The 10,765-nt window shown below is 54.0% G+C and carries 13 protein-coding genes (1 of these 13 cut by a window edge); 7 read left to right on the top strand and 6 right to left on the bottom strand.

What is annotated here, in order from left to right; genetic code table 11:
- The 3 genes from tyrS to HH216_RS11610 all read right to left on the bottom strand — a co-directional run.
- On the bottom strand, positions 1 to 106 hold the start of the coding sequence (gene tyrS / locus HH216_RS11620; RefSeq protein WP_169550970.1) for a tyrosine--tRNA ligase. 1,181 nt of this gene lie to the left of the window's left edge; 106 of the gene's 1,287 nt are visible here — the first part of the coding sequence; its start codon is at positions 104 to 106; its stop codon lies beyond the left edge, outside the window.
- Positions 107 to 212: 106 nt separating this feature from the next.
- Positions 213 to 1,439, bottom strand: a complete 1,227-nt coding sequence (locus HH216_RS11615) for an S-adenosylmethionine:tRNA ribosyltransferase-isomerase (protein ID WP_169550969.1) — start codon at positions 1,437 to 1,439, stop codon at positions 213 to 215.
- A complete protein-coding gene (locus HH216_RS11610; RefSeq protein ID WP_169550968.1) occupies positions 1,432 to 1,941 on the bottom strand; it encodes a hypothetical protein in 510 nt (169 codons plus the stop codon). Before HH216_RS11610 ends, HH216_RS11615 begins: the two co-directional genes overlap by 8 nt.
- A gap of 156 nt (positions 1,942 to 2,097) precedes the next feature.
- Here HH216_RS11610 and HH216_RS11605 point away from each other — a divergent pair, with 156 nt between their 5' ends.
- Together HH216_RS11605 and HH216_RS11600 are read left to right on the top strand one after the other, a co-directional pair.
- Positions 2,098 to 2,649, top strand: coding sequence for a cob(I)yrinic acid a,c-diamide adenosyltransferase (locus tag HH216_RS11605; RefSeq protein ID WP_169550967.1), 552 nt, complete (start codon positions 2,098 to 2,100; stop codon positions 2,647 to 2,649).
- Between the two features lie 105 nt (positions 2,650 to 2,754).
- Positions 2,755 to 3,825, top strand: a complete 1,071-nt coding sequence (locus HH216_RS11600) for a branched-chain amino acid aminotransferase (protein WP_169550966.1) — start codon at positions 2,755 to 2,757, stop codon at positions 3,823 to 3,825.
- A 262-nt stretch (positions 3,826 to 4,087) separates the two neighbouring features.
- Here HH216_RS11600 and HH216_RS11595 read toward each other — a convergent pair whose 3' ends face one another.
- Positions 4,088 to 4,990 carry a histone deacetylase family protein gene (locus tag HH216_RS11595; protein ID WP_169550965.1) on the bottom strand — a complete coding sequence of 301 codons (903 nt, stop codon included), beginning with the start codon at positions 4,988 to 4,990 and terminating at the stop codon, positions 4,088 to 4,090.
- A 201-nt stretch (positions 4,991 to 5,191) separates the two neighbouring features.
- Between HH216_RS11595 and HH216_RS11590 the strand changes: the two genes are divergently transcribed.
- From HH216_RS11590 to HH216_RS11575, 4 genes are all read left to right on the top strand, one after another.
- Positions 5,192 to 5,938, top strand: a complete 747-nt coding sequence (locus tag HH216_RS11590) for an SDR family oxidoreductase (protein WP_169550964.1) — start codon at positions 5,192 to 5,194, stop codon at positions 5,936 to 5,938.
- A gap of 122 nt (positions 5,939 to 6,060) precedes the next feature.
- Positions 6,061 to 6,501 carry a hypothetical protein gene (locus HH216_RS11585; RefSeq protein WP_169550963.1) on the top strand — a complete coding sequence of 147 codons (441 nt, stop codon included), beginning with the start codon at positions 6,061 to 6,063 and terminating at the stop codon, positions 6,499 to 6,501.
- Positions 6,502 to 6,539: 38 nt separating this feature from the next.
- Positions 6,540 to 6,863: a hypothetical protein gene (locus HH216_RS11580; protein WP_169550962.1), complete on the top strand. Its 324-nt coding sequence runs from the start codon at positions 6,540 to 6,542 to the stop codon at positions 6,861 to 6,863.
- Between the two features lie 274 nt (positions 6,864 to 7,137).
- Entirely contained in the window at positions 7,138 to 7,752 is a 615-nt protein-coding gene (locus HH216_RS11575) for a PPC domain-containing DNA-binding protein (RefSeq protein ID WP_217371906.1), read from the top strand.
- Between the two features lie 19 nt (positions 7,753 to 7,771).
- On the opposite strand, the gene HH216_RS11570 is transcribed toward HH216_RS11575, so the two are convergent.
- The gene (locus HH216_RS11570) at positions 7,772 to 8,686 is read right to left on the bottom strand and encodes a helix-turn-helix domain-containing protein (protein ID WP_169550961.1); all 915 of its coding nucleotides are present in this window, start codon (positions 8,684 to 8,686) and stop codon (positions 7,772 to 7,774) included.
- Between the two features lie 47 nt (positions 8,687 to 8,733).
- Positions 8,734 to 9,741, bottom strand: a complete 1,008-nt coding sequence (locus HH216_RS11565; RefSeq protein ID WP_169550960.1) for an aldo/keto reductase — start codon at positions 9,739 to 9,741, stop codon at positions 8,734 to 8,736.
- Positions 9,742 to 9,900: 159 nt separating this feature from the next.
- Between HH216_RS11565 and HH216_RS11560 the strand changes: the two genes are divergently transcribed.
- Positions 9,901 to 10,470, top strand: coding sequence for a cupin domain-containing protein (locus HH216_RS11560; RefSeq protein ID WP_254448792.1), 570 nt, complete (start codon positions 9,901 to 9,903; stop codon positions 10,468 to 10,470).
- Positions 10,471 to 10,765: the final 295 nt, after the last annotated feature.

The raw sequence follows: 10,765 nt of genomic DNA, 5'->3' as shown, positions 1-10,765 counted from the left end.
CGAAACCGATGTAACCGGCAGTCATCTGCTTTTGAAGTTGTTCTTCGGTGCCGGGCGTCATGTCCTGCAACATACCGCGCCAGCGGAGTTCTTCGATGAAATTCATAAAAAGTATAAAGAGCGAAAGAACGGGAAAGCTACAGCGTGAAAGAGGTTTTAAACCGCTCTTTCACGCTGTAGCTCTCAAACTATGTACCCGCAAAAGTAAGGCTTTACGGTAAAAGCAACGATGAGTCGCCGTAACTCAGGAAGCGGTAGTCCTGCTGCAAGGCTGTCTGGTAAACGCGCTGCCAGTCGTCGCCGATAAGCGCGGCAATCAACAGGATCAGCGTTGAGCCGGGCTGATGGAAATTTGTTATGATTCCGCGGCAGAGCCGAAGCTGATAGCCGGGCGTGATGTAAATGCTGGTGTGCGCCGTTACAGTCTCCAGTTCGTGGATGGTCATGTAGTTGAGCACAGCCTGTAGGGCCTCGTTAGGTGACGGCTGCTGATCGGCGGGTAGTCGGTAGGCGTAGTGCTGATCCAGCGTGAACGGATTCGCGTCCTGACGCATCGCTTTCACGCCCATCCAGTATAGACTTTCCAGCGCCCGCATAGAGGTAGTACCGACGGGAATGATATGCCCGATTTGGCCGAGCAGGTTTTGCAGATTGTCCTTAGTGTAAACGATCTGTTCGGTATGCATAAAATGCTGCCGGACATCGTCGGTTTTGATTGGCTGAAACGTCCCGGCACCCACATGCAGCGTCAAGTAGTCATGGCCGATTCTGCGTTGTGCCAGCGCGTCGAACACAGCGGGGGTGAAATGCAGGCCGGCGGTTGGAGCTGCTACGGCCCCGTCTTTTTCCGAATAAACCGTCTGATACGTGTCGCGGTCGGTGTCAGTGGCTTCACGGTTGAGGTACGGAGGTAACGGAATCTGCCCGGCGTAGTCGATGAGCTGCGCAAACGCCCGGTCGGCAGGCTCCCAGCTGAATCGAATCAGTGATTGCTCAGGATCGAACCAGTCGGCGCGGAGGACTACCTCGCCCTGTGGCGTTGGCAGACGGGTCTCCAGCGTTTCGTTTGGTTTCCAGCGCTTGCGGTTACCGATCATCACTTGCCATATTACGCTGCCCGTTGCCTCCATTGCCTGACTAATCGGCGGAATCGCGTCTGTCTCAGGGTCGACGGGATTTAGCAGAAAAAGCTCAATAAGCGCCCCCGTTGCTCGTGTAAAATGCAGCCGCGCAGGAATGACCCGCGTGTTGTTGAACACCAGGTAACTGTCAGCGGGGAGCTGATTGGGTAAGTCCGTAAAAGTCGCGTGCTCAATCTGGCCGTTTTTATAAACCAGTAATTTCGACGCGTCGCGCTGGGGCAATGGGAAGCGGGCAATCCGGTCGTCGGGTAGATTGTACTGTATCTGATCCAGCCGGATTTCGGGCAGGTCATTCATCGGCCGACGGTTTCATGAATAAACGGATCGGTAAGGCCGCCAGTACGATGATGATAATGGCGGTGCAGACAGGCAGCAGACCACCGTAATCGATAAAGCGAACGGTACGAGCCGACTGATTAAGCAGGGACAGCACGAACAGCCCCAGAGCCAGTATTGTCGTGATAGCGGCTGTGAGCGCGTAAAACCAATTGATGAACACCGTGTTTAGCTGAGGGCGATGCGCAGCCCACTCCGCCTGATTCGGTATGGGCAGACTGTCGGAGGGTACGCGGGGAAACATCCGCCCCAATGCCCGCAAACTCATCAGGCTAATCAGAAAAATTGCGATTGAGACGTAAAACAGCGTTTCGCGATTGATGTACTGAATAGCCCGGTTGGTGTCATCGAACCGAACGGCTACTTCTTCCGGGTAAGATATATAGCTACTGAATAGCGACACCAGGAAACCAAGTATGGCTACTATGCGCCAGGCGCGAATGAATAAGGTACCAGAGGTCATGTAAATAATCGAAAGAGTGAACGTCTGAACATGCGGTTAGCTGTCATACCTGCACTCGTTACTGCATACGTTTTTAAATCAGGTGGCAAAGGTACGGCCTGAACGGGCGAATTCCGTTAGCTTAGCTTTTTGTTGCAACAGAGGGTTTAACGATTCATGAAGATTTACACAAAAACGGGGGATACTGGCCAAACAGCTCTGATTGGTGGTCGGCGGGTGAGTAAGGCGGAATTACGGATTGACGCCTATGGTACGGTCGATGAGTTGAACGCCTGGGTGGGATTGCTGCGCGACCAGCCCGTCAATACTACACGAATTGCCGAACTGGCAGAGATTCAGGACCGGCTGTTTACGATCGGTGCCGAACTGGCAACGGACCCCGACAAGTCAGTAAAGAAAGCGCTACCTGCCATTGTTGAGTCGGATGTGGTGCGACTGGAAGAAAGCATGGATGCTATGGATGCTGAGTTACCGGAACTACGCGCGTTCGTGCTACCAGGCGGACATCAGTCGGTATCGTTTTGTCATCTGGCTCGGACAGTCTGCCGCCGGACTGAGCGGATCGTTATCGCGCTGAACGCGCAGGAGACGGTTGACCCACTGGTGATTCAGTACCTCAACCGATTGTCAGATTATTTTTTCGTCCTGGGCCGGTCGATGGCGCAGGCGCTGGCAGCTGACGAGATTGAATGGAAGCCAAGAGTTTAACGTAAAAAAGAAAGTTGTCTTAACAACTAAACTTAGTCCCGCTATTTTTTTAGCTTTGCCGAGCCCCGCTTATACCAGCTCGGCGCATTAACCAACACCCTGATTATGACGACGGACGTCTTGCAAATTGAGTTGCGGAAAGCGGAACGCTCCCGCATTCAGGAGGTCGATTTCAACAATCTGCCTTTCGGAAAACACTTCTCCGACCATATGTTCGTGGCGGACTTTATTGACGGCGAATGGACAAGTCAAATGATTGTGCCGTTCGACAACTTTACGCTGAGTCCGGCCCTATCGTCGCTGCATTACGGTCAGTCGATTTTTGAAGGCATGAAAGCGTTTAAAAACGAAGCGGGTGAAGTGCGCCTGTTCCGTCCGTACGAAAACTTCAAACGGATGAACGAGTCGGCCAAGCGGATGTGCATGGCCACGCTGACGGAAGACGTATTCATGGGCGGTCTGGAAGCGCTGCTGCGCGTCGACGCCGACTGGGTACCGTCGTCGCCGGAAAGCTCGCTGTACGTTCGTCCGTACATGTTTGCGACCGATACGTATCTGGGCGTCGCGCCGTCGAAAACGTACCGGTTCTGCATTTTCACCTGCCCGGTCGGTGCGTATTACTCGAAACCACCAAAGCTGAAAATCGAGACGGAATACATCCGCTCGGCCCCCGGTGGCGTCGGCTTCGCGAAGTGCGCTGGTAACTACGCCGGATCGATGTATCCGACCCTTCTGGCACAACAGCAGGGCTACGACCAACTGATCTGGACCGACGCCCGCGAGCACAAATACATCGAGGAATCGGGCACGATGAACATCATGTTCGTGATCGACGGTAAGCTGGTGACGCCCGCTACGTCGGATTCGATTCTGAAAGGCGTTACCCGTGATTCGCTGCTTCAGATTGCCCGCAGTATGGGTATCGAAGTCGAGGAGCGGCTGGTATCGATCGACGAGGTGCTTACGGGCATTGAAAGCGGTCGTCTGACGGAAGCCTTCGGTGCCGGAACGGCGGTTGGTGCGTCGCCTTACGCGCTGATCGGCTACAACGGCAAAGACTATATGCTGCCCGAATATGGCCCTACCGATTCGGTAGCGGTTAAACTACGCGATCAGATGAACGCGATCCGTACCGGTCAGGTAGAGGATACGTTTGGCTGGGTGCATACGGTGTAGCGGTTTACGGTATTCTGTATTCAGTGTACGGTTTACGGCTGCGGCCCTCACGGCTGCGGCCGACCATCCCTGCCCCTCTCCCAAAACGGGAGAGGGGTTCTTTTTTATTCGGAAGTCGTCGGTGTGTGGGCTGCGGCATTTTTACTGCCTTTGCCCTCACCCCCGGCCCCTCTCCCAAACAGGAGAGGGGGGAAACATTGGAAGTTCTGCCCCCCTCTCCCGTTTTGGGAGAGGGGCCGGGGGTGAGGGAAACCACACATTCCTAAAAATACAGCCCACTCGCCAGCCGAAACGTGTTGCAGTGGGCTTCGACGATGTCAGTTAAGCGGGGTGAGTAGCCGCCCCCCATCGATACGGTGATCGGGAGGTTGCGCTGGATAGCTTGCTCGAACACGAAGCGGTCGCGTTGTAGGCACCCCTCCCGGCTGACAGCCATTTTACCCAGCCGGTCGGACGCCAGAATGTCGACACCCGATACGTAGAACAGGAAGTCGGGCTGGACTCGGTCGATTAGTCTGGGGAGCGTATCGTAAAGTGTGTTGAGATACAATTCGTCGGCGGTGCCGGTGGGGAGTTCGACGTCGAGGTCAGACTGTTCTTTGCGGAGCGGGTAGTTGTCTTTGCCGTGAACGCTGAACGTGAAAACGCGCGGTTCGTGCTGGAACATGACCGCCGTTCCGTTGCCCTGATGTACGTCCAGATCAATCACCAAGATTTGCCGGACCTGCCCCGTTTCGAGCAAGTAGTGTGCTGCTACGCCCACGTCGTTCAGCATACAGAACCCTTCACCCCGGTCGGGGAACGCATGGTGTGTTCCTCCGGCTACGTTCATCGCAACACCGTCCCGCTTGGCAATCTGGGTGCAGTCGATGGTCCCCTGCGTGATGATCCATTCACGGTCGATCAGCTCGGGTGTTAGCGGGAAGCCGATTCGGCGCACCATCTCGGCCGGTACGGTCAGCGTTTTAAGCTGTTGTACGTAGTTGGCGGTGTGTACGCCCAGCACCCAGTGGTCATCGACCGGCGAGGGCGCGAAAAAGTTATCGTCGGTGCAGGTGCCTTCGTAGAGAAGCTGCTCGTATATCAGTTCATATTTAAGCATTGGGAACCGGTGACCTTCGGGTAGTCGGAGCCGGTATACTAGCGAAAAGGCAATCTGAAGCATGCTGTAATCAATTACGTATGGGTACACCGTTCGCCCATGATACATACGACTTTCGGCGAAATGACGTTACCAGTTTTACGTCTCTTGCCTATAGGTAACCGACCGGGGTCGTTCCTAAAAGCTGATGGTTTCATAACCGACCGGTGCCGGTTAGTGTTACGAACGGACGTAGTTTGCCTTTTACGCTTACCCAACACATCTATGAAAACAGCTATCATTACCGGAGGAGGCCAGGGTATCGGCCGTGTGACGACACAGTATTTATTGACGCATGGTTACCGGGTGGCGGTCTGGGAGGCCGATACCGAAGCACTGGCTGAGATGCGCGACGCCTTCAAAGCCTCATCGGCCCAGCTCCTGTTTGTTTCCTGCGACGTATCGCACGAGGGTAATGTCAAGAAAGCCGTCGACCAGACAGTCAGTCACTTCGGGCATATCGACGTGCTGATTAACAATGCCGCCCAGATGACCCGCAAGTCGATCGATAAGCTGACGATGGACGAATGGAACCGGGTTATCGGCACCAATCTCACGGGTACGTTTCTTTGCGCCAAGCACTGCGCTCCCGCCCTTGCCGCCCAGAAAGGCTGCATTATCAATATGTGTTCGACGCGGGCTTTTCAGTCGGAGCCCGACACATTTGCTTACTCGGCCTCCAAAGGCGCAATACTGTCGCTGACGCACTCACTGGCAGTTAGCCTGGGCCCATCGATACGGGTCAACTGCATCAGCCCCGGCTGGATCGACGTGTCTGCGTTGAAAAAAGCAAAAGCAAAGCCCGATGACCTGACGCCTGAAGACCACGCGCAACACCCGGCCGGGCGGGTTGGCACAGCTGACGACATTGCCCGGATGATTCTGTTTCTGATTTCACCCGAAAACAGTTTTATCACGGGCCAGAACTTCACTGTTGATGGCGGTATGACGCGAAAGATGATCTACGTGTAAACACACGACTGGAACAGCTGGTTAGGAAAGGTACCAAACGCTCATTTGCGAGCCCGGTCAGACAGTTTTTCTTGTTAACAGACTGTTTGCTACCTAACTAGCTGTTCCATTTTCATCGACGCATGACTTTAGAAGTTACCACTGCTTCGGAGACCGCTCCACTTGAAGTTCTCGACGTACAGGTTTCCAGCCGCCGATCGGCCGGGCCGTTGCTGCTTTCCATCGGTTTGTTGTACCGCACTGGCCGGGCCAATCGCTCATTCAGTGTCCCTACCCTTTCCTGGTTCGATGCCAGTCGGTTGCAGGATTTCTCCCAGCAACTGGCCGTTGCACAGTATCCTGAATCCTGCTCAGTTGATTTACCCGATGCAGGTCTGCGGTTGACCGGATCAGTACGTCGGCTGGCGGGTCGCTGGACAACCGGTCGGACGGTAAAGATCGAGCCATTACCCGGCGCAGCAGTCTCGTTTGTGCCATTTCAGGTTCACGCGTCGCACACCGACATTGCCAACTATTCGCACAAGTTGTACAACCGGCTGTGGGAAGTGTTTACCCGCGGCTAGACTGCCTTTTATCAATTAACTTTTTTCTCGACGTTACGATGAACAGTGAAAATCAGGATGCGATGCTGAGTCAGCAGAATCAGACGTATCAACCGGAAACAGGTGGACCCGCTCAAACACCCGTCGATGGGCAGATGATGGACGAAACGTATAACCCTACCGATCTGTCGGGCGACGCGCAGACAATGCCGACGACCCCAACTGACGAGGAGGAAATGGCCGACGGGTCGGGAGCCGCATCGGGTAGCCCGAATATGGAGCCAGATATCGATAACTACGGCAACGGCGATTCGCTGGGAAACAACGACGGTACCGAGCCAGACCCAGCCGCTGACGACGATGACATGCGGGGCGGCTTGTAATACATTATTTGTGGTTTGTGGTTCGTAGTTGCTCTGAGCAGCACGACTGTCCCAGACAGCATCCTGCTGTCGGAGCCGCAACAGCGGCTAACTAGCCGATTACAAATTAGCCTACGGCTAGACAGCAGGATGCTGTCTGGGACGATAAGGCGACAACATTAAGAAACGGGATTGCTTCATCGAGGCAATCCCGTTTTGCTTCTGCGGCTGTTCTGAACCTCAAACAGTGAGCACGGAGACCAGGTTATTCAGGCAGTTCTATAACCTCCTGTCGATGACGATTTACCAACGTTTGAGCGGCCTTGCCTTTGCCGCTGTATCAGGCAGTATTCTTGCCCTGACTGCTCCAGCTACGCAGGCCCAAAATAGGATGCCCATAAAGCCAATCGAGTACCAATCGCCATCAAAACCGGTCGAAACGGGCAAGGCGCCGGGGCTTCAATCCCGCCTGCTTAGTGATGTCAACGGCACGAAGACCTACGTGCTCATTTTCGCCAAAGGCGACGAAGTACTGTCTGGCCTAACTGATTTTGCCAATCAGAATAAGGTGCAGTCGGCGCATTTTTCCGCGATTGGCGCGTTTCAACGGGCAACAACCGCCTGGTTTGATCCGGCGAAGAAACAGTACCGGCTCAATCCAATTGAGGGACCGGTCGAACTGGTATCGCTGCTGGGTGATATTGCCGTACACGATGGCAAACCAACCGTTCACGCCCACATGGCTGTCGGGCACCCCGACGGGCGGGTTGAAGGCGGGCACCTGATAAACGCATACGTATTCCCGACGGTAGAGCTGTTCATGACGGTTTACCTGACGCCCCTGTACAAGAAAGACGACGCCGAGACAGACCTGAACTTCATCGATCCGGCCCAAAAAAGTAAGCCGTAGCCGCTGCCCTGACCTACCGTCAGTTGAACGACTGGCGGTAGGTCAGGGGCGACATCGTTGTCTTTCGCTTGAATAGTTTAGTAAACGACTGCGGGTACGCAAAGCCTAGCCGGTACGCAATTTCACTGACTGGCATCGTCGTCGTAGACAGGGCCTGCTTGGCTTTGTCGATCAATTTGGCGTGAATGTGCTGCTGGGTCGATTGCCCCGTATGCGCCCGTAACATATCGCTGAGGTAATTGGGCGACAGATTCAGTTGGTTAGCCACAGACTCCACGCTCGGCAGCCCCGACTCGATCAGCTGGTCGCTGTTGAAGTAATCATCCAGAACAGCTTCCAACCGGCTAAGTACGTCGTGACTAGCCAACTGCCGGGTGATAAACTGACGGTGATAAAACCGGTTGCAATACGTCAGCAGCAGGTCGATAGTCGATACCAGCAAGTCATGCGTGAATGCGTCGAGCGTAGCCTGACTTTCCTGCCTGATGGTGTGCAGCAGCTGCGTGACTGTCGCTTCCTCCGATTCAGACAGGTGCAGAGCCTCGTGCACGGCGTAGTCAAAGAATCCGTACTCCTTGATACGGTGGGCGAGTGAATACGTCCGAAAAAAGTCAGGATGGACCATCAGCATCAAACCGTCCATCCTGACAGGGGTGTCTTTATCGACGCGGACAAGCTGGTGGGGAGCTACGAACGACATCAATCCCTCATCAAAATCGTAGTACTGTTGCCCGTATCTTACCTTGCCCTCAACGTTCTTTTTGATGGCAATCGTGTAGAACTCGTACACTAGAGATTGATCGACTCGGTCAGTATCACACTTGACAGTCGACAGGTCCACTACACTGATCATTGGGTGACTCGGCCCTTTCACACCCATATGCCGGTGCATGGCCGAAACAGACTCAATAGTATGGGGTGACGTTGCTTTCATACGTTGAGGTTGATTGTGACTAAGCAACCAGCGCGGCTTGCTGCTGCTTAATCGATTGTCTGCATCATTATTTCGTTATACCGATCACCCGTAATGGTACCCAGCGGGATGATACTTTCTAAACGAGCCAACTCAGCTTCGGATAAGTCAATGGCCGTCGACGCGATGTTTTCTTCGACGTACTTCACCTTTTTCGTACCGGGGATCGGGACGGCCCCCTTGGCTATCGTCCAGGCCAGTGCCAACTGCGTTGCCGTGATCTGCTTTTCCTGAGCCATCGCCTGAATCTCGTGCAGCAAATCCAGGTTTTTCTGGAACTGTTCGCCCTGATACTTGGGAAGAGCGCGCCGGAAATCATCCGCTGGAAAATCATCCGGCGACTTGAATTGCCCGGAGATAAAGCCGCGTCCGAGCGGGGAGTACGCCACCAGACTAATACCCAGTTCGGCCAGGGTTGCGCTGATACCCGCTTCTTCGACAGACCGCTCGAATAGCGAATACTCGGTTTGAACAGCAGTGATCGGATGCACAGCGTGCGCCCGGCGAATGGTTGCCGACGACACTTCCGATAGCCCAATGTAGCCAACCTTACCCGCTTTGACTAACCCGGCCATGGCGTCGACGGTTTCTTCGATTGGTACGTTCTTGTCGAGCCGGTGCAGGTAATACAGATCGATATAGTCTGTTCCCAGGTTTTTCAGCGAGCGTTCAACCGATTTAGCCACGTACGCCTTATCCGCCTTGATCTGGTACGTGATGGTGCCCGCGTCGTTGATTTCCCAGCCAAACTTGGTCGCGATACGGTATTGATCGCGATTGCCTTTAACAGCCTTTGCAATCAGCTGTTCGTTGAGGTAAGGCCCGTACAGATCGGCGGTGTCGAGGAAATTACCCCCTAGCTCCAGCGACCGGTGGATGGTCGCGATAGCTTCCGTTTCATCGGCTTTCCCATAAATATCGGCACCACCCATCGGTGTCATTCCCATGCAACCCAAACCAATGGTTGGTACGACCAACCCCTGACTACCCAATTCTACTTGTTTGATCGTTGACATACTAGCGTTGTGGTCTTGGTGAATCCGGTAGCAAATCTGGAGCAAAATTTACCCCCGGACTTATCTATACTCCGGATATACTAATCCATTTCGCAGGTTACAGGGTTAACTACAGTCAAGCGACGAATATGACAGCATACCCAACCGATTTATCCGCCTATGACCCGCGCCGAATTCCTGCTGAGCAGCCTGCCGCTTTTCGCCTTACCTGATATGGATACTGATAGCCCTACACCCGAATCGTACTTGTTTGCCGACGACGGGCAGATTCCGAACAGCCGCTACCCGCTGCTGCTCTATCGCAACGCCTTTCCGACGCGGGGTACGGCGGGAGCGTCGTGGCTGGAGCAGCGGTTCGCCGACAACAACTGGACGAACTCATGGCGTAACGGCATTTTTTCCTACCTGCACTACCACAGCATTTCGCACGAAGTGCTGGGCGTATATAGTGGATCGGCAACGGTGCAGTTGGGTGGTAAACAAGGCAAGACCATGACGATACAGGCAGGCGACGTTATCATAATTCCGGCGGGCGTGGGGCATCAGAACCTTGGTTCTTCAACTGACTTCGGAGTAGTGGGCGCTTACCCGGACGGGCGAACGTTCGACGTGTTACGCGGGCAACCCGGCGAACGACCCAAAGCCGATCAGACGATTGCCGCCCTGCCCCTACCCACTACGGATCCGCTAGTAGGCAAGTCGGGAGGGCTACGTCAGTTATGGAAATAATATAATTTATTGTAGACAGTCTGTGACAGTCCGCTTCCACTCTAGTAAGCGGCTTTTTCATATGCATACTTTTTGAACTATTTTAATATTCTATCTTTCCCATATTCTGAAAATTACCAAATTCAATAACCAAATAATTATAAAAGTAGGCAAGTGGGGGTAAGTTCTGCGGGTTAGGGCCGTAATCTTTGGGCACCTAACTCTTAAACCAGACCCTCATGAACAAGCTCTATCCGCTGGCAGCGTTTACGCTGCTGGCAGGCTCCGTTCCTCTTTTAACGCTGGCCAGACCCTA

It is taken from the genome of Spirosoma rhododendri, assembly GCF_012849055.1.
Lineage (GTDB): Bacteria > Bacteroidota > Bacteroidia > Cytophagales > Spirosomataceae > Spirosoma > Spirosoma rhododendri.
Note: the sequence above shows the minus strand (reverse complement) of the source record. Positions and strands in the feature narration are given on the sequence as shown.